The following is a 24,165-nucleotide window of genomic DNA, read 5'->3' as shown; positions in this document are numbered from 1 at the left end:
CTGGCGTTGACTTTTGGCACGCTGTTGAGTTCTCAAGGAACGGACGCTTCCTTTGTACTCACCCTCTCGGGCTTTCCTCCGGGCGCTTCCCTTCGTTGTTTCCAACTCTATCAGCGTTTTCCCGACCCTCTGACCACCGTTCTGCAGACATACAGAAAGCGACCCGAGATAGGATCTGACAGTTGGATTGCTGCCGAGTGAGGACACTGTCCGCGTCGCTCATCCCCAAGCAGGAGTACGACTCTACACGGGGTCGCGGAGTACGTGCAAATCGATTAGGGTGGTGGTCTAGACCTCTTGTCCAGACCGCAGACCCGGAGCTGTCCCCCGGAACCGGTACGTCATATGACATACGCTGCTGAACAGTGCGCCGGAGACAGACAGTGACGGCACTCGTACAGATCCACTTCTTGGGAGGCTTCCCATGACCACCGTGACGTCCCCGCTCGCAGGGCGGGCCATCGGACTGGCGTCCGTGCCCGATCCCGTCTTCTCCGGGGCCATGGTCGGCCCGGGTACGGCGATCGACCCCGTACGGGAGCCCTCCGAGGCCGTGTCCCCCGTCGATGGTGTCATCGTCTCTCTGCACCCGCACGCGTTCGTCGTCGTCGACGAGAGTGGACACGGTGTCCTCACCCACCTCGGCATCGACACGGTGCAGCTGAACGGTGAGGGGTTCGAGCTGCTCGTCAACAAGGGGGACACCGTGGCCCGCGGTCAGAGCATCGTGCGCTGGGACCCGGCCGCCGTCGAGGCCGCGGGCAAGTCACCGGTGTGTCCGGTGGTGGCACTGGAGGCCACGGCGGACGCTCTCTCCGATCTTCGTGACAGCGGCGACGTGAAAGCCGGTGACACTCTCTTCCTCTGGAAGTGAGCCGGCGCCGTCCCCGACGGCCACCAGGACAACCAACGCGGCGGATCGTCCCGCCGCACTAGCGGAGACGGGTGAGATGGAGACAACGCTGCGAGGCGTCGGTGTCAGTCACGGTGTGGCGATCGGCGAGGTCCGGCACATGGGTACGGCCGTGCTCGAGCCGCCGGCCAAGCAGATCCCCCCGCAGGACGCGGAGCGCGAACAGGGCCGCGCCCGCCAGGCCGTGGAGGCCGTCGCCGCGGATCTGACGGCCCGCGGAAACCTCGCCGGGGGCGAGGCCCAAGCGGTGCTCGAGGCCCAGGCCCTGATGGCCCAGGACCCCGAACTGCTGGCCGACGTGGAACGCCGGATCGCCGTCGGCAGCACCGCCGAGCGCGCCGTGTACGACGCCTTCGCCTCGTACCGCGAGTTGCTGGCGAACGCCGGGGAGTATCTGGCGGGCCGCGTGGCCGACCTCGACGACGTGCGGAACCGCATCGTCGCGCGGCTGCTCGGGGTGCCGATGCCCGGGGTGCCGGACAGCGACGAGCCGTACGTGCTGGTGGCCCGTGACCTCGCGCCCGCGGACACGGCGCTGCTCGACCCCACCCTGGTCCTCGGTTTCGTCACCGAGGAGGGCGGGCCCACCAGTCACAGCGCCATCCTGGCCCGCGCCCTCGGCGTCCCGGCCGTGGTCGCGCTGCCGGGTGCCGGTGAGGTCGCCGAAGGGACGCTGATAGCGGTCGACGGCAGCACCGGCGAGGTCTTCCTCAACCCCGGCGCCGAGAAGAGGGCGCAGCTCGAAGCCGCAGCGGCCGAGCGCAAGGCGGCGCTCGCGGCGTCGACCGGACCCGGCGCGACCGCCGACGGTCACGCGATGCCGCTGCTGGCCAACATCGGCGGACCGGCCGATGTCGCGGCGGCCGTGGAGGCCGGAGCGGAGGGCGTCGGTCTGTTCCGTACCGAGTTCCTGTTCCTGGACGACAGCAAGAACGCTCCCACGGAGGAGAAGCAGGTCACGGCGTACCGTCAGGTCCTCGAGGCGTTCCCCGAGGGCCGGGTCGTGGTGCGCGTGCTGGACGCGGGCGCGGACAAGCCGCTGGACTTCCTCACTCCGGCCGACGAGCCGAACCCGGCGCTGGGCGTGCGCGGCCTGCGGACGCTCCTGGACCACCCCGCGGTCCTGCGCACCCAGCTGACGGCGCTGGCCAAAGCCGCGGAGGGGCTGCCCGTCCACCTCGAGGTGATGGCCCCGATGGTGGCGGACCGTGCCGACGCCAAGGCCTTCGCGGACGCGTGCCGGGAGGCCGGGCTGCGGGCGAAGTTCGGCGCGATGGTCGAGATCCCGTCGGCGGCGCTGCGGGCGCGCTCGGTCCTGCAGGAGGTGGAGTTCCTGTCGCTGGGCACGAACGACCTCGCGCAGTACACGTTCGCGGCGGACCGTCAGGTGGGTGCCGTCTCCCGGCTCCAGGACCCCTGGCAGCCCGCGCTGCTCGACCTGGTGGCGCTGTCCGCCGAGGCGGCCAAGGCCGAGGGCAAGAGCTGCGGTGTCTGCGGCGAGGCCGCCTCCGACCCGCTGCTCGCGTGCGTGCTGACCGGTCTGGGTGTCACCTCCCTCTCCATGGGTGCGGCGTCCATTCCGTATGTGCGGGCGTCGCTGGCGAAGTTCACACTGGCGCAGTGCGAGCGGGCCGCGGCGGCGGCCCGGGCGGCCGACAGCGCCGAGGACGCCCGCAACGCCGCCCAGGCGGTGCTGTCCGGCGAGTAGCCGGACCGCGACACGTCGCCCGAAGGGCGCTCCACCTGAGGTGGGGCGCCCCTTCTGTTGCCGCGGTCAGTGGCGGTGGACCGCGCCGGGGCCGTCCTCCTCCCCCAGTTCCGGTGCCTCGCAGTAGTCGACGTCGGACTCCGGGGCGATGAGGTCCCCTGAGTCGGCGTCGGTGCAGTAGGCGTCGAACACCTCTCCGGCGGTGAGGGCCTCCAGACGGTGGGCGCGCAGGCGCCAGCCGTGGACGCGGTCGGGGGCGCCCGGCTTGCTGATCCTCATGACCAGTCCGCCGGGACCGGCGGTGGCGAGGCCGACGGCCAGGACGGTGGTGAACTCGAGGGCCTCGGACCCGTGGGCGTCGGTGCGGCCGGCGATGTCGTCGGTGTGCAGGGCGGCGACGAGGGTTTCGGGCGGCCCGGAGACACTGCACACGAGGTGGCGTTCGCCCGGCGGCGCCGTGTCCAGGATCCGCACGAGGAGTCGCGAGGCGCGGGCGAAGGCGGCGCGGCCCAGGTCCTCGCCGCAGGAGGCGCAGGGCCCGAGGCGGGCGAGGAGCGTGGTCGCGTACTCCCAGGTCGCCTGGCGGACGGCCTCGTCGACGAGAGCGGGCAGGAGGTCGGTCAGCGGCCGGCCGTCGTAGGGGACGGCCGGTCCGGTGGAGGCGAGCTCGGCCGTGAACCGGGAACGGCTGGTGTGGCTGTCGGGGTCGAGGCCCGTGCTCGCGCAGAACTCGGCGTAGTCCGCGGGGTCGAAGAGCGTGACGGTGGTGTGGCTGCCCTGCCGTGCACGTGTCCTGAGCAGGGCCTCCAGGTGTTTGAGGTAGGTGGTGTGGTCGTCGAAGGCGAAGCTGGTGTAGCGCCGCATGGCACGGAAGTCGTGCTCGTCGGTCAGCACGCCGATGGTGCCGACGATCTCGCGGCCGAGGACGCGTCGCAGGGTGCGGTGGTCGGTGTACGTCATGTCTCCCCCTCTGACAGTCGATCAATGCTCACTCAACGTAACCGGCGGCACTGACAACGGGGTGGGAGGAGACGACGGCGTACCCGGAGGGTGACCGGTCCGGGCGGTTCAGGCGCGCTTGCGGGCGAGTTCCTCGTAGAAGGCGAGGAGGCCGAGGTCGTCGATGGATCCGGGGTTGACCGCCTTGTCCATGGGTGTGCCCTGGAGGAGGCGCTTGACGGGGACCTCGATGCGTTTGCCGGTGAGGGTGTGCGGCACTCCGGGCACCTCGATGACCTCGTCGGGGACGTGGCGCGGTGAGAGCTGCTCGCGGATGGTCCGCTTGATGCGGTGCAGGAGGTCGTCGTCCAGGGTGGCGCCGGGGACCAGGTGGACGAAGAGGGGCATCCAGTAGCCGCCGTCGGGCTGTTCGACGCCGATGACGAGGGATTCCCTGATCTCGGGGAGTCGCTCCACGGCTTCGTAGATGTCGGCCGAGCCCATGCGGACTCCCTGGCGGTTGAGCGTGGAGTCGGAGCGGCCGTGGATGACGACCGATCCCCTCGAGGTGAGGGTGATCCAGTCGCCGTGGCGCCAGACGCCGGGGTAGGTGTCGAAGTAGCTGTCGTGGTAGCGGCTGCCGTCGGGGTCGTTCCAGAAGCGGATCGGCATGGACGGCATCGGGTTGGTGACGACCAGTTCGCCGACCTCGTCTGTCAGGGGCTCCCCGCTGGGGTCCCAGGACCGCAGGTCGGTGCCCAGGCCGGGGGCCTGGAGCTCGCCGACGTGGACGGGCAGGGTGGGTACGGCGCCCGCGAAGCAGGAGCACACGTCCGTGCCACCGCTGACGGAGGCGATCCAGAGGTCGTCGCGGACCTCGTCGTGCAGCCAGCGGAAGCCGTCGGGGGGCAGGGGCGAGCCGGTGGTCGCCACGCACGCGACCGTGGAGAGGTCGAAGTCCCGCGAGGGGTGGACGCCGGCCTTGCGGCAGGCCATGACGTACGCGGCGGAGGTGCCGTAGAGGGTCGCTCCGGTGCGTTCCGCGATGCGCCACTGGGCGCCGGTGTCGGGGTAGCCGGGACTGCCGTCGTACAGGACGATCGTCGTTCCGGTCAGGAGGCCGGAGACGAGGAAGTTCCACATCATCCAGCCGGTCGAGGTGTACCAGAAGAAGCGGTCCTCGGGTCCCAGGTCGCAGTGGAGTCCGAGTTGCTTGAGGTGTTCGACGAGGATGCCGCCCTGGGACTGGACGATCGCCTTGGGCAGTCCGGTGGTGCCGGAGGAGTAGAGCACCCACAGCGGGTGGTCGAAGGGGACCTGTTCGAAGACGGGTTCGGTGTCCGCGGAGGTGAGGGCGGACCACTCGTGGGCTCCGTCGGGGGCCTCGGTGCCGAGCAGGGGGATGTGCACGACGGCACGGACGGTCGGCAGTTCGCGGCGGAGTTCGGCGACCACGTCGCGGCGGTCGTGTTCCTTGCCTCCGTAGCGGTAGCCGTCGACGGTGAACAGGACGACGGGTTCGACCTGCTGGAAGCGGTCGAGGACGCTGCGGGCGCCGAAGTCGGGGGCGCAGGAGGTCCAGACGCCGCCCACGGCCGCCGTGGCGAGGAGGGCGACGACCGCCTGCGGGATGTTCGGGAGGTAGCCGCTGACGCGGTCGCCGGGCCGGACGCCCAGGGTGCGCAGCTCGGCGGCGAGGGAGCCGACCTGGCGGCGCAGCTCGGCCCAGGTGACGGGGGTCGGATCGTGGGTCTCGTCCACGTACAGCAGGGCGGGTTGGTCCGCGCGGGACCCGGTGGCGCGCAGGGCGTGCTCGGCGTAGTTCAGGGTGGCCCCGGGGAACCACTGGGCGCCGGGCATGGAGCGGTCGCCCAGGACGCGCGCGTACGGCGTCGAGAAGCGGACGTCGAACCACTCCGTGACGGCCTTCCAGAAGGTTTCCAGCTCGTCGACGGACCATCGGTGGAGTGCCGCGTAGCCGCCTTCGGCGGGCGCGTCGTGGTGTTCGGCGGCCCATGCCTGGAACGCGGTGATCCGTGCTCGGGCGATACGTTCCGGATCCGGCTGCCAGAGCGGCTGGGGGTTCTCGGTCGACATGGGGGCTCCCGGACTGTGCGCGTCGTGTGCGTCCTGCGCGCACGGGCTGGGGTGTGCGCGTGACGCGGCTGACAGGGACGATGCCATGTGATCGACTTCCGCACCAGGGTGTCCCCCACATAGTCCGAGTCGTGACGATGTGGTCCGATCATGGGTGAACGGGAGTTGAACGACGCCCTCGACGGGCGCGATCGATGACAGGGTGAGCACCATGGACGGTCGTGACCTGGTGCGTTCGGTGGAGTCGGTCGGTTCGGCGGGGGCGGCTCCGGGACTGCGTGCCGTGCGGGCGGCGTGGCGCAGGTGGCGGGCGGACGCCGGCGGACTGCCGCCGCGGGTGCCGGTGCGGGCGCGGGTGCCGGGAACCGTGCGGGAGGTGGAGCCGGGGCCCGGTGGCGGTCTGATCGGATTCAGCCGTTCGGAGCTGCGGATCTTCGTCGCGGTGAACGGGGCCGTCTTCTGGGGCTGGGACGGTGCCGCTCCTGAACCGTCGTACGCGCTGGCCGGCCGCTGCCCCGAGCCGGATCCGCGGGCCGTGCTGGAGCCGCACAAGGACGGTGGCTGGCGTGTGGTGGCCGAACGTGTGACGGTCGTGGTCTCCCGGCACGGCGCGGTGGAGGTGCTCACCCCCGGAGGGGTGACGCTGCGGCGTGATCTGCCGCCGCGGTGGTGGGAACCGGTGGGCGGTGGCAGCGCGCGGTGGATGCAGCGGTCGGAGGTGCCGGCGGACGCCCGGTTCTTCGGTCTCGGGGGGCGTGTGCCGGGTCCCCGGCTGCGGGACGGTACGTACCGGCTGTGGAACACCGGTCGCGGCCGTGCCTCGGAGTGTGCCGGTGATGCGGGGTCCGTCGCCATGCCGACGCAGATGGTGGTGGCCGACGCGGGCACCCATCTGGTGTTCCACGACAGTCCGTGGGAGGGCGCGGTGACGCTGCGGGAGGGCGAGGAGGGGGCCGGTTCGGGGCACGACAGGGCCGGGACGAGCGAGCTGTGGATGGACGGCGGCCCGGTCCGGTGCTGGGTGATGGTGGGTACTCCCGCGCGGGTGCTGCTGGCCTGGGCGTCCCTCACCGGTGCGCCGGCGCTGCCGCCCGCGTGGGCGCTCGGTCATCATCACGCGCGGTGGGGCGGCGGCGGTGAGGAGGAGGTGCGGAGGGTGGTGGCGGGTCACCGGGAGCACGGGCTGCCGCTGGACGCCGTGCACCTCGGCGCCGGCTACCCCGACTCCGGGGAGGTGTTCACCGTCGACGGGGAACGGTTCCCGAAGCTGCCGGTCCTCGCGGACGAGCTGCGACGCGAGGGAATCAGACTGGTGTCGGTCGTCGCTCCCGGTGTCGGAGCGGCGCCGGGTGGTCCGGTGTACGGGTTGTGCAGGGCGAGGGCCGCGTACGAAGGTCTGCGGACGGGGCTGCCCGGGGAGCGGCCGTTCGTCCTGTCGGGCTCCGGGTGGGCCGGTATGCAGCGGTACGCGGGAGCGTGGGCGGGCGGGGCGGAAGCGGGCTGGCCGGAGCTGCGGGCATCGCTGGCCCTGGTGCTGGGGCTGGGACTGTGCGGGGTGCCGTACTCCGGTCCGGACGTCGGCGGGGTGCGGTCGCCCGAGCTGTATCTGCGCCGGCTTCAGCTGGCGGCGTATCTGCCGTTGTTCCGCACGTACGCCGGTCCGGGTGCGGGGGGCGGGCAGGCGTGGGAGTTCGGTGCGGAGGTGCTGCGGCACGCGCGTGCGGCGCTCGTGGAACGCCGGCGGCTGCTGCCGTACTTCATGACGCTGGCGCATCTGTCCCGGCGGACCGGGGCGCCTTATGTGCGGCCGTTGTGGTGGGCGGCACCGGAGGAGCGTGCGCTGCGCGACTGCGAGGACGCGTTCCTGCTCGGCGACGGCCTGCTGGTGGCACCGGTGCTCGGTCCGGGGGTGGACCGGCGGCCCGTCCGGCTGCCGCGCGGCCGGTGGTACGACACGGCGACGGGCCGGGCGTATCAGGGTCCGGGGCGCGTGCTGGTCGACGCGCCCCTGGGGCGGATCCCGGTGCTGGCACGCGCGGGCGCCGTCCTCCCGGTGCGGGGGGACGACGGGGGGACGGAACTCGAGGTGTGGGCGCCGGCGCGGGGGCGGATCGGGGGCGGGCTGTTCGTGCCGGACGCCGGCGACGGGTGGGAGGAGCCGGAGGTCGAGCGGTACACGGTCCGGTGGTCGGGCGCGGGGGTCGTCGTCGAGCGGGAGGGCGCGGACGGTGCGGGTGGACCGGGCCGCCCGGTGCGGGTCCGCGGGCTGGAAACCGGCGGGGGTCAGATGTAGCGGCCCTCGAACCAGGCGCGCACGGCCAGGGTGTGCAGGGGGAAGGCGAGTTCCTCGGGGCGGCGGAGCAGGTGCCGGCCCTCGGTCTCGTCGGTGGGGGCGGAGGGCGGCAGGTCGTCGGCGGGCCGTTCGGGCAGGAGTCCGAAGAGCAGCAGGTGTCCGTCGGGTGAGCTCATGGCGTCGGCGAGGCGGACGTCGCGGCTCGCCGCCTCGATACCGGTCTCCTCCTGGAGTTCCCGGACGACGGCCTGGCGCCAGTCCTCCCGGTGGTCGATGAACCCGCCGGGCAGGGCCGTGCCGCCCCGTGCGGGGGCGATGGCCCGGGTGATGACGACCAGGGCGGTGCCGTGGGTGTCGTAGACGGGCTGGAGGGCCACCGCGACCGGGAGGGGGTTGCGGTAGGCGACGGTGCCGCAGGCGGGGCAGGTGCGGGGCCAGCCGGAGACGCCCTCCCCGTAGGGGGCGCCGCAGCTCGAACAGTGGGAGTCCGGCGTGGAGTTGGGGACGGGGGCAAGGGTTTCGGACACGCGCGGGACTGTATCCGATCGGGGTGGGGGCGTCTCCGGCAGGTGGGTCAGTGGCGGCCGGTGAGGGAGCTGCGGGACACCGGGAAGTCGAAGTAGGTGTCGGGGTGGGTCTCGGGCTTGAAGGTGTAGTGCCACCACTCCTCGGCGAGGTTCACGAATCCGCGGCCCTCCAGGGTGTTCTTGAGCAGCAGCCGGTTGGCGCGCTGTTCGCCGCGGATGCGCGGGTCGAGGGTGTGGCTGAGGGTGTCGAAGCAGTCGTAGCCGGTGCCCATGTCCACGGAACTGTCGGGGGACCGCTCGTCCTTGGGGGCGAAACAGGGCGCCGGGGGCTGTCCGGGGCGGTGGGGGCGGGCCGGCCGGGCGGGGAGCTTCACGAGGGTGAGGTCCACCGTGGAGCCGCGGCTGTGGCCGGACTTCTCCGCGATGTAGCCGTCGGCGAACAGCCGGCTCTTGTCGACGTTCGGGTAGAACTCGGCCTTCGTCCTGACGTCGTCGAGGTCCTCGGCCCAGCGCACGAAGTGGTTCACCGCGCGTTGGGGCCGGTAGCAGTCGTACACCTTGAGCGAGTAGCCCTGGCGCAGGAGCTCGCGCTGTGCGGTGCGGAGCGCCTGGGCTGCGGGACGGGTGAGGATGCACAGCGGCTGCCGGTAGCCGTCGACGGGCTCGCCGACGAAGTTGCGCGGGGTGAAGTAGCGGATCTCCTGGATGATCGTCGGGTCCACGTCGTGCAGCGCCACGAAGTCCCGGGGCGCCCCGGGTTCGGGCTTCGCCCGGGCTGGGGCGGACGCGGCGGTCGCGGCGAGCAGGGCGGCGAGGGCGGTGGCCAGACCTCGTACCACGGCGGAGAGTCGTGTCATGTCCCCTGCATCTATCAGGTGGGCGCGGTGGAGGGAAAGGACGTGGCCGGCAACCGTTGCCGTCGGCGGCCTTGACGCTGACGGCACACGTCTGGCGCGTCTGCCGCGCGCGGGGCCCGTACCCCGGTCGGCGGGGTGCGGGCCGGGTGTCCGCCGTCTTCCTCAGGTGGCGACCGCCCGTCGCCGCGAGGAGCGGGCCATGGCGTGCTGGACGACGCCGATGAGGGCCTCCTTGACCGACTCCCGGTCCCGCGCGTCGCACATCATCAGCGGTACGTGGTCGTCGAGGTCGAGGGCCCGGCGGACGTCGTCCTGCGGGTAACGGGCGGCCCCCTCGAAGCAGTTGACGCCGACGAGGAACGGGATGGAGCGCCGCTCGAAGTAGTCGATGGCGGCGAAGCAGTCCTCCAGGCGCCGGGTGTCGGCGAGGACGACGGCTCCGAGGGCACCCTCGGACAGCTCGTCCCACATGAACCAGAACCGCTCCTGGCCGGGTGTGCCGAAGAGGTACAGCACCAGGTCCTCACGGAGCGTTATTCGGCCGAAGTCCATGGCCACGGTCGTGGTGCTCTTGGCCTCCACACCGCTGGTGTCGTCGACCGGACGGCCCGCCTCGGTGAGGAGTTCCTCGGTGCGCAGCGGCCTGATCTCGCTGACCGCGCCGACGAGCGTGGTCTTGCCCACGCCGAAGCCGCCGGCCACCAGGATCTTGAGCGTGACGGGCTCGACCGGGGGCTTGCCGCGCTCAGAACGCCCGAAGATCATCGATCTCTTCTCCTGCTTGATGGGGTTCGGGCGGCGGGCCGTATCCCCCGCCGCCGGGGGTTTCGATGACGAGTACGTCGTCGGCGCCGACGTCGGTCGAGTCGCTTCCGGCGAGCCGGGTGAGCGTACCGTCCGCTCGCTCGACCCGGTTGGCGCCCACTGCTCCGGGTTCCCCGCCCGCCATGCCGTACGGGGGGACCCTGCGGTGCTGGGACAGGGTGGAGACGGTCATGGGCTCCAGGAAGCGGATGCGGCGCACGGCTCCGTCCCCGCCGCGCCACCGTCCGGCGCCTCCGCTGCCGCGGCGCACCGTGAACTCCTCGAGACGGACGGGCAGTCGCCACTCCAGGATCTCGGGGTCGGTGAGCCGTGAGTTGGTCATGTGGGTCTGCACCACGGACGCGCCCCGGAAGCCGTCACCGGCGCCCGAGCCGGAGGCGACCGTCTCGTAGTACTGGTGGCGGGCGTTGCCGAAGGTGACGTTGTTCATGGTGCCGGAGCCCTCCGCCTGGACGCCGAGGGCGGCGTAGAGGGCGCCGGTGATGGCCTGGGAGGTCTCCACGTTGCCCGCCACGACCGCGGCCGGCGGTGCGGGCGCGAGCATGGTGCCGGGCGGGACGACGATCCGCAGCGGGCGCAGACAGCCGTCGTTGAGCGGGATGTCGTCGGCGACCAGGGTGCGGAAGACGTACAGCACGGCCGCGTTGACGACCGAGCGGGGGGCGTTGAAGTTGGTGGGCAACTGGGCGGAGGTGCCGGTGAAGTCGATGGTCGCGCTCCGGTGCGCGCGGTCCACGCGGACGTGGACGCGGATGACGGCACCGGAGTCGGTCTCGTAGGCGTACTCGCCGTCGTCCAGGGCGTCGACGACGCGGCGCACCGCCTCTTCGGCGTTGTCCTGGACGTGCTTCATGTACGCCTGGACGACGTCGAGTCCGAAGTGCTCGATCATGCGGCCCACTTCGTCGACGCCCTTGCGGTTGGCGGCGATCTGGGCGCGCAGGTCGGCGAGGTTGGTCCGGGGGTTGCGGGACGGGTGGGGGGCCTCGGTGAGGAGGCGGAGGGTCTCCTCCTCGCGGAGGCGGCCGTCCTCGGTGAGGAGCCAGTTGTCGAAGAGGACGCCCTCTTCGTGGATGGTGCGGCTGTCGGCCGGCATGGAGCCGGGGGCGATACCGCCGATCTCGGCGTGGTGGCCGCGTGAGGCGACGTAGAAGAGGACACCGGTGTCACTCTCCGTGGTGTCCGTGGGTCCGGTGCCGAAGACCGGGGTGATCACGGTGACGTCGGGCAGATGGGTGCCGCCGTGGTACGGGTCGTTCACGGCGTAGGTGTCCCCGGGGCGCATGGACGCGCCGCGCCGCCGGATGACCTCCTTGACGCTCGTGCCCATCGACCCCAGGTGGACGGGGATGTGCGGGGCGTTGGCCACCAGGTTTCCGTCGGGGTCGAAGAGGGCGCAGGAGAAGTCCAGGCGCTCCTTGATGTTGACGGACTGGACGGTGGACTCGAGGCGGGCACCCATCTGTTCGGCGATGGACATGAAGAGGTTGTTGAAGATCTCCAGCAGGACCGGGTCGGCTTCCGTGTCGACGTCGGAACTCTCCGTAACGGCCGCGCGTTCCATGACCAGATGCCCGTCGTCCCTCACCGCGGCCCGCCAGCCGTCGTCGACGACGGTCGTCGCACCGGACTCGGTGATGATCGCCGGGCCGGTGACCGTGTCGCCGGGGGGAAGGTCCTCCCGGCGGTGGAGGAGGACGTCGCGCCAGGCGCCGCCGGTGTGGAGGCGGACGGTCCGCGGGGCGGCGGCACGCTGTCCCGGAGCGGCGTGACGGGGCGCGAGCGCGGAGAGATCGGGGGGATCCGTGATGCCGGTGGCTTCGACGGAGAGTGCTTCGACGACGATCGGGCGGTCGAGCGTGAAGGAGTACGTGGCGCGATGACGTGCTTCGAAGGCGCGCCGCATCGTTACGGGGTCGGTCAGCTCGACGGTGAGGGTGGTGTCGGTGCCGTCGTAGCGGAGCTGGGCGCGGCGGGTGACCTCGATGCGCTCCTCGGGGACGTCCTCGGCGCGGAGTTCGGCGCGGGCCGCCCTCTCCAGGTCGTCGGCCCTCTGGTGCACGCCGGGCATCGAGGCGTGCTCCAGGGGCGCTTCGACGGACCGCTCCCGCATGGCGGTGGTGTCGGCGAGGCCGATGCCGAGTGCGGACAGGACTCCCGCCATGGGCGGGACGAGGACGGTGCGGATCCCGAGGGAGTCGGCGACCATGCACGCGTGCTGTCCGCCCGCCCCGCCGAAGGTGGTCAGGGCGTACCGGGTGATGTCGTGGCCCTTCTGTACGGAGATCCGCTTCACCGCGCCGGCGATGTCGGCGACGGCGATCTGCAGATAGCCCTCGGCGACCTGCTCGGGGGTGCGGTCGTCACCGGTCCGTTCGTGGATCTCGCGGGCGAGGGCGGTGAAGCGGTCGCGGACGACCTCGGCGTCGAGGGGCCGGTCGCCGTCCGGCCCGAACACGGCGGGGAAGTGGGCGGGCTGGATCCGCCCGAGCATGACGTTGGCGTCGGTGACGGCGAGCGGGCCGCCGCGCCGGTAGCAGGCGGGGCCCGGGTCCGCTCCCGCCGAGTCCGGCCCGACCCGGTAGCGGGCGCCGTCGAAGTGCAGGACGGAGCCGCCGCCGGCGGCGACGGTGTGGATGTCGAGCATGGGCGCGCGCAGCCGGACCCCGGCGATCTGTGTGGTGAGGACCCGCTCGTACTCGCCCGCGAAGTGCGAGACGTCGGTGGAGGTGCCGCCCATGTCGAAGCCGATGACGCGGTCGAAGCCGGCGAGCTGCGACATGCGTGCCATGCCGACGATGCCGCCGGCCGGCCCGGAGAGGATCGCGTCCTTGCCTCGGAACTGCCCGGCCTCGGTGAGTCCGCCGTTGGACTGCATGAACATCAGCCGTACGCCTTCGAGTTCGTCGGCGACATGGCGGACGTAGCGTCGCAGTACGGGCGAGAGGTAGGCGTCGACCACGGCGGTGTCGCCGCGCGGGACGAGCTTCATCAGCGGGCTGACCTCGCTGGACAGCGAGATCTGCGGGAAGCCGGTACGGGCGGCGAGCTCTCCGATGCGCTGTTCGTGGGCGGGGTGGAGGTGGCTGTGCATGCAGACCACGGCGACCGCGCGGATCCCGTCGTCGTAGGCCTGTCGCAGCGCTGGGGAGAGGGCGTGGAGGTCGGGGGCGCGCAGGACGGTGCCGTCGGCCGCGATGCGCTCGTCCACCTCGACGACCCGTTCGTACAGCAGCTCGGGCAGGTCGATGCGGCGGGCGAAGATGCGGGGGCGGTTCTGGTAGGCGATGCGCAGGGCGTCGCGGAAGCCCCGGGTGACGACCAGCAGGGTTCGTTCGCCCTTGCGTTCGAGGAGGGCGTTGGTGGCGACCGTGGTGCCCATGCGCACGCTGTCGACGGGGTCACCCGATCCGCCGAGCAGCGCGCGGACGCCGGCGACCGCCGCGTCCGTGCTCGCGCCGGCACGAGCACGGTCCGGGGCCGGGTTGTCGGACAGCACCTTGTGGGTGAGCAGCTGGCCGTCGGGGCGCCGCGCGACGATGTCGGTGAAGGTGCCGCCTCGGTCGACCCAGAACTGCCAGCCTGTCACGTCAGTACTCCGCTTCCGCGCCGGTCACAGCGCCCGGAGGCCGTTGATCACGTCGCGCAGAATACTCTCGTCCGGCAGTTCCGCCGGGGGTACGGGCCGGTTCACATGGACGAATTCGCCGTCCACCAGGTCCCCGACGAGGACCCGGACCACTCCGATGGGCAGGTCGAGTTCGGCGGCGAGTTCGGCGACCGTCGAGGAGGTGTCGCGGCACAGCCGGACGATGTCCACATGCTCCGGGGAGAGGGTGGGATCGTCCTCCGGGTCGTCCGCGTACGGCTCCGTGACGACCACCGCGATCAGGTCGAGGCGGTGCTGGGCCGCACTGGTGGTGCGGCCCCGCGTCATGGCGTACGGACGGACGACAGGCCCGGCCTCGTCGTCGAACCAGTGGCTTCTGTCCTGACCGTCAGCGCTCATGTCCTCTCACTACCCGCCCGAGGGCAGATCGGTGCGTGGTGCGGCGCCCAGATGCACACCGACCCGCTTCACGAGGAGCGTCATCTCGTAGGCGACCTGTCCGACGTCGGAGTCGGCGTCCGTGAGGACGGCGAGGCAGCTCCCGTCGCCCGCGGCGGTCACGAAGAGGAACGCCTCGTCGAGTTCGACGACGGTCTGGCGGACGTCCCCGGCCTCGAAGTGGCGGCCCACGCCCTTGGCGAGGCTGTGGAATCCGGAGGCGACGGCGGCCAGGTGCTCGCTGTCCTCACGGGTCAGGTCCTTCGACGCGCCCGTGGGCAGGCCGTCGCCGGAGAGCACGATCGCCTTGCGGATGCTGGCGACGCGGTCGACCAGGTCGTCGAGGAGCCAGTTCAGCTCCCCCTTGTCGGTCTCGGTGTGGCCGGTGGCCCTCGGTGCGGTCATCGACCGTCCCCCTCTGTCGTTCGTCGTGGTGCTGTGCCGTCGGCGTCTTCGTCGCCCGCGGCGTTCTCCTCGCGGCCGCGCTGCCATCCGCGCTGGAGCGAGGCCATGCGGTCGCGTACTTCGTCCGCGTCCCGTTCGACGGGCCGGGTCCGGTCCCCGTTCCGCGGTTCGGTGCCGCGCTTGAGCTGGGGGGCCAGGCTGGCCTGCCGTACCCGGCGGGGCAGTGATCCGCCGTCGGGCTGTTCCGCGGGGGTACCGGTCCCGTCCGGGGCCGGCGAGGAGTCGTCGGGCCCGCTCGTCGTGATCGCCGGGCGGCGGGTGCGCCGGGGCGGGCCGGCGGCCGGCTCGGCTGCCGGGGTACCGATCCGCCCGGGGTCGCCCGCAGCGGGGCGGGCGCGCTCCGCGGTCCGCCGGCGGGCGGGCAGGGGCGGCGGTGTCTCCGCGTCCGGGTCCCCGTGCTCCTCGTGCGCGAGACCGGGGGCCGGCCGCTCGGTGCGCCTGCGGGCGGGCAGCGGGGCGAGGGGCTCCGGATCCGGACGGCCGGGCTCCCGGCGTCCGGCGGCGCTCTCCGCGCGGCGGCGGGAGGGCAGCGAGGGCGCCGCTTCGAGTTCGGGGCGGCCCGGCTGGGCGGCCCCCTGCTCCGCGTCCCCCCGCTCGCCACGGGCACCCTGGTCGCGGACCGGGCGGCCGTGGGAGCTGACCAGCTTGGGGGTGGCCCTGCGGGTGAGGGGAACCGGGGCACTCGCAGGGTCGCCGGTGTCCTGCGCGGCGCCCGGAGCCGGGGGGCGGGACTCGTGGCCGCGGCCGGGCCGCTCGTCCTCGGTGAGGGAGCGCCGGGGGCGCAAGAGCCCGCCGTGCTCGCTGTCCTCGTCGCCGAGGGCGCCGGGGAAGCCGGTGAGGGCGTCCAGGTCCACGGGGGCTTCCAGTTCGACCGGTCCGTCGAGCACCGAGGCGGGCAGCCGGGGCAGTTGGACGGGGACCTGGGAGAGCGCGGCGCGGCGGCTGTCCTCGGGCTCCTTGTCCGCGGCACGCCGGGGCCGGTCGAGGCGGAAGCCGACACCGTTGGTGTCCGGGACGTCGTCCGTCAGCAGCGCGTCGGGGAGGAAGACGACCGCTGTGGTCCCCCCGTACGGGGAGGGCTGGAGGGAGACCCGGACGTTCTGGCGCTGGGCGAGACGGCTGACGACGAACAGTCCGAGCCGGTCGGTGTCGGAGAGTTCGAACTCCGGGGTCTCGGCGAGCCGGAGGTTGGCGTCCAGGAGCGCGTCGGCCGCCATGCCGAGCCCGCGGTCGTGGATCTCCAGGGTGAAGCCGTTGGCCACGCGCTCCCCCACGACCTGCACGGCGGTGTGCGGCGGGGAGAACACCGTGGCGTTCTCCAGCAGTTCGGCCACCAGGTGGGTGAGGTCGGCGACGGCCGGGCCGGTGACGGCGACCCTGGGCAGCCGGCGGACCTCGATGCGTTCGTAGTCCTCGACCTCGGCGACGGCGGCGCGTACAACGTCCATGAGCTGGACGGGTTTGCGCCACTGTCGGGAGGGAGCGGCTCCGGAGAGGATCACCAGGCCCTCGGCGTGCCGGCGCATGCGGGTGGTGAGGTGGTCCAGACGGAAGAGGTCGGCGAGTTCGCCGGTGTCCTCGGTCCTGCGCTCCATGGCGTCCAGCAGGGTGAGCTGCTTGTGCAGCAGGACCTGGCTGCGGCGGGCGAGGTTGACGAACACCTCGGAGACGCCGGAGCGCAGTTCGGCCTGTTTGACGGCGGCCTCCACGGCGGCGCGCTGGAGGGTGTTGAGGGCCTGGCCGACCTCTCCCATCTCGTTCTTGTCGTACTCCAGGCGCGGAACCTCGGTCTCGACGTCGACCTGTTCGCCGGCCGAGAGGCGGCGCATCACGCTGGGCAGCCGCACGCCGGACGCCTCGTGCGCCTCCAGGCGCAGCTTCCGCAGGTCGCGGATGAGGCCGCGGCCGACGCGTACGGAGAGGAACAGGGAGGTCAGGAGGGCGATCAGTCCGAGGACGCCGACGATGACGGCCTGTGCGATGACGCCCATGGCGACGGGGCGGACGCGATCCTGGTAGCGGTCGGTGGCCTCGTCGTTGAGGGTGCCGAGCTCGGCGAGCACATGACCGGCTGCGGTGTCCCAGCTCTTCGCGGTGATCCCGCGGGGCGGCCCGGTGCCGGAGGAGACGGCGGCCTCCTCGCCCACGCGCAGCGGGGCGGACGCGGCGTTCTTCCAGAACGTCTCGTAACGGTCGCGTTCGGCCGGGGGCAGCTGTGGCAGGCCGGCGTCGTACAGCAGTGTGCGCTGGGCGATGAGGTCGGAGATGTCGCGCACTTCGGCGCGGGAGAGCGTGCCGACGATCAGCGCGGAGCCGAGGAGGGCGTCCTCGCGGGAGAGCAGTTCGCGGGCGCGCGCGAGGCTGACGAGGGCGCGGTACTGCTTGTCGAGTTCGACGTCGTCGACCGCGTGCAGACTGGTGAGCAGCACGTAGCAGGGATCGACCAGACGGTTGTAGAGGTCGAGGGCCTGGGCTCGGTCGACGGTGCCGTCCTCGACGCTGCGGCGGAGGGACTCGATGCCGTCGAACGATGCGAGGACGTCGTTCAGTGCACTGGAGTCGCCGTGCATGGCCTCGCGCACCCGGGTGTCGTCCGCGCTGCTGCGGACGGCGGCGACGGCCTTGTCGGTGGCGGCGCGGCTGCGCCGCAGTGCGGCGAGTCCTTCGGAGGCGCGGGGGTCGGCGAGATAGACGAGGGTCTGGCGGCGTTCCTGCTGGAGGACCCGCACGGTGTCCTCGACGGGATAGCCGACCTCCTCCATCACCGACGACACGTCGAACAGGTGGCTTGCCTCGCGGCCCGTGAGCACCGTGGTGAAGGCCCAGATCGTCGTCAGGGACACCAGCGGCACGAGAAGCAGCGCCACGATCTTCCGGCGGATGGACTTCCCGCGAAAGCGCATGGCCTCCCCCAGCTCGGCCCCCGGACGTCCGGGGGTACGCATGTGCGTCTACAAACGGCGCGAGCCTACTACCGCGGCGGGGCCAACTCGAAGACGTGTCCGGAAGCTTGAGTTCCGTACTGGTGGCGGGAGATGGCGAGTTGTCCGTTCATTGCGGGAGATTGCCTCCCGCGGGGCGGGGCGTGCGCCGTGCGCAGACCTCCCGGGCGGACGGGCGGCGTTGGCCGAATTCTTTCCCGTTCGGGAATCTTCGCGGCGTGCCGTTCGTCCTTCTCTGTGGGAAATGGGGGCGGAATCGGCCACAGGAGCCGCGTCCCGTACCCGGGCGGCGTAAGACAGCGCAAGCCGGGCAGCCACTGATGTGTCGGGTCTTCGGACAACGGCGAGCGGTCTGCTGGCGGTGGGGAGTGACACGTTGATGGGCACGGCGGAGCGGCGCGGGGCGCCCGAGAGCGACGCGGCGACACGGAAGGAGTCGCGGCCGGGTACCGGAGTGCCCGGTCACGGCCCCCTCACGGCCGAGCGCCGGCCGGGCGCCACGTCGGCCGCGCGGGCGGCCCCGGACGGAGCGGCGCGGGAGGCCGCGATGGGTACGGGCGAGTCCGGCGGCGCCCGCGCACCAGAGCGTCACCGGCCGCTGTGGGTCGAGGAGCCGGCGCGTCGGCGCCGGCTGCCCGATCCGGTGCGGACGGCCGCGGTGCGGGCGGTGATCGTCATCTCGGTGACGATGATTCAGGCCATGGTGGCCTTCCTGTGCACGCTGGCCGGGTCCTGGCTGGCCTTCCCCATGGTCATCAGCAGTGTCGTCAGTACGATCCTGGCGACCTGGGCGGCGCTGGACGTGTGGGTGACCCGCCAGGTCTGGAACCAGCGCCACGGTGTGGTGTCCGTGCCCAGCAGCACGGCGCGCGCCCTGCGGCGCGAGCGGCGGCGCGCCCGCCGTCAGGAGCGGTCCGCCGAGCGTGCCCGGGCGCGCATACGCCGGCGCGGCGGAGCCGGGCAGCTGTCCCACTCCTGACCCGGTGTCGGTGTCGTGGCCGCCGCCGCGTGCGGGGGCCCCGATACCCTGAAGTCTCGTACGACGTGTTCGAGCGTCCTGCGCGACCGCTCCCGACAAGATGGTGAGAGCCCGACCATGACCCGCGCGGGGAACGAGCCCGAAAGGAACGGCGCAGGCGCCGCGAGCGCCGTGCAGTCCGTGGACCGTGCGGTGAGCGTGCTGGAGATCCTCGGCCGGCGCGGCGAGGCGGGCGTCACGGAGATCGCCGCTGAGCTGGAGGTGCACAAGTCGACGGCCTTCCGGCTGCTCGGTGCGCTGGAGAACCGGGGTCTGGTGGCCCGGACCAAGGGACATGGCGCCTACCACCTGGGGGCGGGTGTGCTGCGTCTGGCGGGGGCGGCCGCCCTGCGGCTCGACATCTCCCAGGAGGGCGTCCCCGTGTGCCGGGAGCTCGCGGACGAGCTGGGCGAGACCGTCAACATGGCGGTCCTGGACGAGGACGCGGCCGTGAACATCATGCAGGCCCGCGGCACGGCGGCGGTCACGGCGCAGAACTGGCTCGGCAGGCGCACCCCGCTGCACGCCACCTCCAGCGGCAAGGTGTTCCTGGCCCATATGCCGCCCGCTCTGCGCGAAGACCGCCTCGCCCGCCCGCTGCCCCGGTTCACGGAGCACACGGTCACCGATCCGCCCGTGCTGCGCGCCGAGCTGGACGAGGTCCTCGCGCAGGGGTACGCCGTGACGCTGGAGGAGCTGGAGCTCGGGCTCGCCGCCGTCGCGGCGCCGGTCCGCTCGCACGACGGGTCCGTGATCGCGGCGATCAGTGTCTCGGGCCCCGTGTACCGGCTGACCGCGGAGCGGCTGCCCCGGTCGGGCAGCCGGACGGCGGCGGCCGCGGCCGAACTGTCCCGGCGCATGGGCTACGGGTTCTGAGCGCGCCGCCCTCGGATGCGCCGGTCAGCCGTTCGCGGGGGCGGGCCGCTTGAACATGCGGGTCGCGGTGATCTCGCTGTGTGCCTCCCCGTCCGGGTCCTGCTGGGGGAGCCCCGGCCGCAGGTGTTCCTCCACGCTGATGTACTTCAGGCCGGCCCGCAGGTCGGCGTCGTTGCGCAGCCGGATGACGAGGGGGAACTCGGCGAGCGCCGTCGTGTCGAACAGGCCGGTGGTGTACAGGAGCTGGACGCCGAGCGCGTCGGCGACCGCGCGCTGGAGTTCCAGCAGATAGGTGGCGTTGGCGCGGCCGATGGGGTTGTCCAGGAACAGCGTGCCGGCGTGCCGGTGCCTGTCCCGGCCCCGGTCGTTGGAGCGCAGGGCGGCCATCGTGCAGTACAGGGCGATCGCGGCGGTCAGCAGCTGGCCACCGGAGAACACGTCGCCCATCTGCCCGACGGGCACCCGCTCGGCGCGCAGTACCGCGTCGGGTTTGAGGATCTCGACGGCGATGCCCTTCGGCCGGAGGGCGGCGGCGACCCCGCGCAGCAGCAGGGACATGCCGTCGCGGCGCAGGTCGGAGTTCTTCCGCACGGCCGCCCGGGTCGCCTCGTCGATGACCTCGCCGAGGCGCTCGGTGAGGGTGGCCTGGTCGGGCTCCTCGAAGCGGATGCGCAGGAACTCCTGGCCGGACCACTCACCGAGGCCCTCCGGCAGCCGGGACAGCCGCTGGGCGGAGCGGAGGGTGGCGAGGGCTGACTCGACCAGCCCCCTGAGCCGGTCCACGATCGAGTCGCGGTTGCGCTCCAGCTGCTCGAGCTCGTCGGTGAGGACCCGGAGGCGGGGTGCGAAGGCGTCGGCCCACTTCTGGGCGTGCTCGGGCAGCGTGGCGGCGGGCAGTTCGCGGATCTGCTGGCGAGCGGGGGTGCGGACCTGCTCGTAACGCGTGGAGTTGGCGTGCCGGACGAGGACGTCGCTCGCCTCGCGCACGGCGGACTCGGCGGCGGACAGGTCGGCGGCGCAGCCCCGCAGGGAGCGGCGGGCCTCGGCGGCGGACTGCCGGGCCTCGTCCGGGCTGCCCGGGTAGGGCTCCGGCTGTTCCCGCTCGTCGTCGGGAGCGTGTTCGCGCAGCAGGTCGCGGAGCATGGCGGCGATCTCGTCGAAGCCACCGGCCGCGTCCTCGGCGGCCCGGTGGGCGTCGAGGAGTTCGGTGTGCGCCTCCCGTGCCTGACGCAAGGCCTCACTGTGGGCGGCCAGTTCGGTGGTCGCGGTGCGCAGCAGCGCCTGTGCGTGGTCGGCGTCGCCGGGGACCAGTTCACCGGGGAGCCCGATGTGCGCCTCGCCGTCCTCGGGCGCGAGTCGCTCGGCCTCGCCCCGCAGTCGGCCGAGCTGCTCGCTCGCGCCGGACATCCGGGTCTCCAGGAGCTGTACCAGTTCTTCGGCGCGGGCGGCGGCCGCCTGCCGGCTGGGGCCGTCGGAGCCGTCGGGCGACTGCAGCAGCAGCTCCGCGCGGGTGCGGACCTTGTTGCTGAGCCGGTCCAGCTCGGCGCGGGCGGCGCTCTCGTCGCTCTCCGCGCGGGCCTGTTCGGCGCGCAGGTCGGCGCCGACGCCGACTTTCTCGTAGACCTGCGAGGCGGCGCGGTACGCCTCGCGCAGGGCGGGCAGCGACGCCTGCGGGGCCTGCGTACCGTCCTCGGGCACGTCGTCGGGGGCGCCCGCGATCTCGGAGCGCTCGGCGCGCAGGGCCCGGGCGGTGCGCCGGGCGTCGTCGGCGGCACGCTGGGCGCCGCGCCGGTCCTCGTCGGCGGCGCGTGCCCGGTCCAGGCAGGTCTGGGCGCGTGCCTCCGCCTCGGTCGCGTCGTCGGCCAGTTCGCGCAGCTTGACCTGCCAGCCGGCCCGTTCACGCAGCCGGAAGGCGAGTCCGGCGAGGGCGTCGGCGGCGCGCCGGGCCCTCTGTGCCGCCTCCTGGCGCTCGTCGCGGACCCGGGCGGCCTCCGCGGCGGTCTCCTCGGCCTCCGCGCGCACGGTGCGTGCCTCGGCCAGTTCGGCCTCGGCCTCCTCGGCGAAGGCCCGCGCCTCGTGCGCCGCCCCGGCCAGCTCGGTGAGCCGTCCGGCGGGGCAGCCGGAGCGCCAGGAGGTCAGCCGGGCGGCCAGTTCCCGGTCCTTGCCGAGGCGGGCGGCCAGGGAGCGGATCTCCTCGTCGCGCTCGGTGGCCCGGGCGCGCAGCGTCTGCCGCTCCTCGTCGGCGGCGTGCTCGTCGTGCATGGCCGGGTTCGGTGGTACGAGGAACACGTCGCCGGTGTCCGTGCCGGGTGCCGGCGTGGGGGCGAGCAGCGCCGCGGCCGTACCGACGGCGACGGTGGACCGGGGCAGCAGGGCGGCGTCGCTCAGCGCCTCGCGGGCGCGGGCGTGGGAGCCGGGGTCGGTGATGATGACACCGTCGACCAGTTCGGGCCGGGCTGCCAGGACACGGGCGTGGTCGGCCGGGTCGACGGCCTGGGCGAGGTAGCGCCATCCCGGCAGGGCGGGGATGCCGTGCTCGCCGAGGAACTCGACGGCGGCCAGTACGTCCGGGCCGGGCGGGAGCAGGCCGCCGTCACCGAGAGCGCCGAGGATCCGGGCGTCGTCCGCGGCTGCGGTGCGCAGGTCGAACAGCTGCCGTTCGGCGGAGGAAACGGCGTCGTCGAGCAGTTCGCGCAGTTCGTCGGCGAAGCGGTCGAGTTCCTCGGCGGTCAGGGCACCCTCGTCGGTGGTACCCGGGGCGGGGTCCTGCGTGCGCGGCCCCGGTACACCGGCCCGCCGTCTGCCGGAGGCCGCGGGCAGGCTCAGCAGTTCCGTCAGCCGCTGCTCGGCGGCCAGCGCTTCGGCCGTGCGGCGCTCGCCCTCGTGGGCGCGTTCGGCTGCCGTGGCCGCGTCGGCCGCGCGGGCCGCGGTGAGTTCCGCGCGGCTCTCGGCGGCGGCCGCCTCCCGTGCGTGCTCGGTGGCCCTGCCGGAGGTCTCCCGGGCGGCGTCCCAGGCGGCGACGGCCGCCTTCTCCGCGTCGCTGGCGGCGAGGGCGGCCCGGGCGGGGTCGGCGTCGGGAGCGCTGTCGTCGAGCCAGCCGGCCCGTACCGCCTCGGCGGTCTCCTGTTCGACCTCGGTGAGCCGCTGCCGCAGGTGCCCGATCTCGCTGCGGGCCCGCTGTGCCTCGGTGGCGGCGGCGGTGGAGTCGCGGTAGGCGCCGTCGCTGACTTCCTGGAGCGCGGCGGACCGCTCCTCCTGCTCGTTGGCGAGGTTCTCGGCGTCCTGTGCGGCGGCGTGCAGGGCGCGGACCAGGTCGACGGCTGCCTTGGCGCGGGCCGCGAGCGCCGGTGCCGCGTCCCGTTCCGCTTCCCGGATCGCGGCGGACACCCTGGCCACGCGGTCGGACGCGGCGCGGTGGCGCAGTACGGCCTCGGCGGCCTGCCAGGCCGCGTACAGGGTGCGGGCGTCGGCGAGTTCGCGCTTCTGGGCGGCGGCTGACTTCTCGGCCGCGGCGAGTGCCAGGGAGGCGTGCCGGTAGGCGAGTTCGGCGGAGATCAGCGCGCTGTGCCCGCGTGCCGACTCGGCGTGGGTGACGGCGTGCGCGGCCGCGGTGACGCGCTGGGCCAGGTCGGCGGCGCGGACGCGTTCCCGGGCGCCGCGTGCGGAGAGCCGGCGGGCCAGGGCGCGGGTGCGGCGCTCGGCCGCGGTGTGGATCTCCCGTGCGCGGGCGCGGGTTCCGGCGGCTTCGACGATCCGGCCGAGCAGGTCGACGGACCCGGCGGTGAAGTCGCGTTCGGCGATGAGTTCGGCGCGGCGGCCCAGCTTGTTGCCGAAGCCGCTGACCAGGTCGGCCAGTCCGTCGGTGTCGCGGGTGTCGGTGACGGCGCGCAGCAGCAGGTCGGTGAAGTCGGAGTCCTTCTTGACCGCGAAGAGGCCGGCGGCTTCGCCCTCGTCGGCGTTCATCTCCCGCTGGTAGCGGAAGAGTTCGGGGTCGAGTCCGAGTTCGCCGAGGTGCTCGGTCCAGCGCTCATGGATCTCCTCCCAGTGGACCTCCAGGTGCGGGTAGGTCTTGCCGGCCTCGGTCAGGGCGTCGCGGAAGCCCTTCATGGTGCGGCGCCGTCCGCGGGCGCCCGACTGGCCCTCGGCGGACGGCCGGACGGCGGTGGACTCGGCGACGGGGAGGTTGTCCAGGCCGAGTCCGGGGCCGGGGCGCAGCGAGTACCAGGCCTCGGCGAACTTCCGCGGGTCGCCCGACACCTGGCGGCCTCGCCACTCGCTGACCTTGCCGACGACGACGCACTCGCCGGTCTGCACGTGCTGCCACTCCAGCGCCACGTGGCCGCAGTCGTCGGCGAGCAGGAACTTGCGCAGCACGCCGGAACTGGCGCCGCCGAGGGTGTTGCGGTGGCCGGGGAGCATCACGGAGAAGATCAGTTTGAGCAGGACCGACTTACCGCCGCCGTTCTCCAGGAAGAGCACCCCGGCGGGGGCGGGCCGGCGCGGCGGGCCGACGGGTTCCTCCTCGAAGAACTCCGCCTGCGTGGGCGCGGGGTCCGGCACCACCCCGCCGACACCGCGCAGGTCGAGAACGGTGTCGGCGTAGCGCGCACCGGCAGGTCCGATGGAGTAGAGGCGGACCCGGGACAGCTCGTACATG

At 73.0% G+C, this 24,165-nt stretch carries 16 protein-coding genes; 6 read left to right on the top strand and 10 right to left on the bottom strand.

Annotation, left to right across the window (positions count from 1 at the left end; genetic code table 11):
- The 3 genes from ACZ6A9_RS23805 to ptsP all read left to right on the top strand — a co-directional run.
- A partial coding sequence (locus tag ACZ6A9_RS23805; RefSeq protein ID WP_468988633.1) for a hypothetical protein occupies nt 1-201 on the top strand: 201 nt, incomplete at its 5' end.
- A gap of 223 nt (nt 202-424) precedes the next feature.
- Nucleotides 425-874 (top strand): PTS sugar transporter subunit IIA, encoded by a 450-nt coding sequence (locus ACZ6A9_RS23800; protein WP_468988630.1) that lies wholly within the window; start codon nt 425-427, stop codon nt 872-874.
- Between the two features lie 76 nt (nt 875-950).
- Nucleotides 951-2,621: a phosphoenolpyruvate--protein phosphotransferase gene (gene ptsP, locus ACZ6A9_RS23795; RefSeq protein WP_468988627.1), complete on the top strand. Its 1,671-nt coding sequence runs from the start codon at nt 951-953 to the stop codon at nt 2,619-2,621.
- 66 nt (nt 2,622-2,687) lie between these two features.
- Here ptsP and ACZ6A9_RS23790 read toward each other — a convergent pair whose 3' ends face one another.
- Both ACZ6A9_RS23790 and ACZ6A9_RS23785 read right to left on the bottom strand, forming a co-directional pair.
- A complete protein-coding gene (locus ACZ6A9_RS23790; RefSeq protein ID WP_468988625.1) occupies nt 2,688-3,581 on the bottom strand; it encodes a hypothetical protein in 894 nt (297 codons plus the stop codon).
- Between the two features lie 108 nt (nt 3,582-3,689).
- Nucleotides 3,690-5,657 carry an acetoacetate--CoA ligase gene (locus tag ACZ6A9_RS23785; protein WP_468988622.1) on the bottom strand — a complete coding sequence of 656 codons (1,968 nt, stop codon included), beginning with the start codon at nt 5,655-5,657 and terminating at the stop codon, nt 3,690-3,692.
- A gap of 211 nt (nt 5,658-5,868) precedes the next feature.
- On the opposite strand from ACZ6A9_RS23785, the gene ACZ6A9_RS23780 reads away from it, so the two are divergent.
- Complete coding sequence (locus tag ACZ6A9_RS23780; RefSeq protein WP_468988619.1) at nt 5,869-7,950, top strand: glycoside hydrolase family 31 protein; 2,082 nt, start codon at nt 5,869-5,871, stop codon at nt 7,948-7,950.
- Here ACZ6A9_RS23780 and ACZ6A9_RS23775 read toward each other — a convergent pair.
- The 7 genes from ACZ6A9_RS23775 to ACZ6A9_RS23745 all read right to left on the bottom strand — a co-directional run bounded on the left by ACZ6A9_RS23775 (nt 7,941) and on the right by ACZ6A9_RS23745 (nt 17,575).
- The gene (locus ACZ6A9_RS23775; protein ID WP_468988616.1) at nt 7,941-8,477 is read right to left on the bottom strand and encodes an NUDIX domain-containing protein; all 537 of its coding nucleotides are present in this window, start codon (nt 8,475-8,477) and stop codon (nt 7,941-7,943) included. The genes ACZ6A9_RS23780 and ACZ6A9_RS23775 overlap by 10 nt on opposite strands.
- A 47-nt stretch (nt 8,478-8,524) precedes the next feature.
- On the bottom strand, nt 8,525-9,334 hold the full coding sequence (locus tag ACZ6A9_RS23770; RefSeq protein WP_468988613.1) for a M15 family metallopeptidase: 810 nt from the start codon (nt 9,332-9,334) through the stop codon (nt 8,525-8,527).
- 162 nt (nt 9,335-9,496) lie between these two features.
- Nucleotides 9,497-10,099 (bottom strand): GTP-binding protein, encoded by a 603-nt coding sequence (locus ACZ6A9_RS23765; RefSeq protein WP_468988609.1) that lies wholly within the window; start codon nt 10,097-10,099, stop codon nt 9,497-9,499.
- On the bottom strand, nt 10,080-13,748 hold the full coding sequence (locus ACZ6A9_RS23760; RefSeq protein ID WP_468988604.1) for a hydantoinase B/oxoprolinase family protein: 3,669 nt from the start codon (nt 13,746-13,748) through the stop codon (nt 10,080-10,082). The genes ACZ6A9_RS23765 and ACZ6A9_RS23760 overlap by 20 nt, the downstream gene beginning before the upstream one ends.
- Nucleotides 13,749-13,772: 24 nt before the next feature.
- A complete protein-coding gene (locus tag ACZ6A9_RS23755; protein WP_468988601.1) occupies nt 13,773-14,168 on the bottom strand; it encodes a DUF742 domain-containing protein in 396 nt (131 codons plus the stop codon).
- A gap of 9 nt (nt 14,169-14,177) precedes the next feature.
- The gene (locus ACZ6A9_RS23750; RefSeq protein ID WP_468988598.1) at nt 14,178-14,612 is read right to left on the bottom strand and encodes a roadblock/LC7 domain-containing protein; all 435 of its coding nucleotides are present in this window, start codon (nt 14,610-14,612) and stop codon (nt 14,178-14,180) included.
- Complete coding sequence (locus ACZ6A9_RS23745) at nt 14,609-17,575, bottom strand: nitrate- and nitrite sensing domain-containing protein (protein WP_468988595.1); 2,967 nt, start codon at nt 17,573-17,575, stop codon at nt 14,609-14,611. The genes ACZ6A9_RS23750 and ACZ6A9_RS23745 overlap by 4 nt, the downstream gene beginning before the upstream one ends.
- A 418-nt stretch (nt 17,576-17,993) precedes the next feature.
- On the opposite strand from ACZ6A9_RS23745, the gene ACZ6A9_RS23740 reads away from it, so the two are divergent.
- The gene (locus tag ACZ6A9_RS23740; protein WP_468988592.1) at nt 17,994-18,593 is read left to right on the top strand and encodes a hypothetical protein; all 600 of its coding nucleotides are present in this window, start codon (nt 17,994-17,996) and stop codon (nt 18,591-18,593) included.
- Between the two features lie 117 nt (nt 18,594-18,710).
- Nucleotides 18,711-19,508 carry an IclR family transcriptional regulator gene (locus tag ACZ6A9_RS23735; RefSeq protein ID WP_468988589.1) on the top strand — a complete coding sequence of 266 codons (798 nt, stop codon included), beginning with the start codon at nt 18,711-18,713 and terminating at the stop codon, nt 19,506-19,508.
- A 24-nt stretch (nt 19,509-19,532) separates the two neighbouring features.
- Here the strand turns inward: ACZ6A9_RS23735 and ACZ6A9_RS23730 are convergent, their stop codons facing one another.
- A complete protein-coding gene (locus ACZ6A9_RS23730) occupies nt 19,533-24,164 on the bottom strand; it encodes a hypothetical protein (RefSeq protein ID WP_468988585.1) in 4,632 nt (1,543 codons plus the stop codon).
- Nucleotide 24,165: the final 1 nt, after the last annotated feature.

The organism is Streptomyces sp. NPDC041124 (assembly GCF_055592385.1).
Note: the sequence above shows the minus strand (reverse complement) of the source record. Positions and strands in the feature narration are given on the sequence as shown.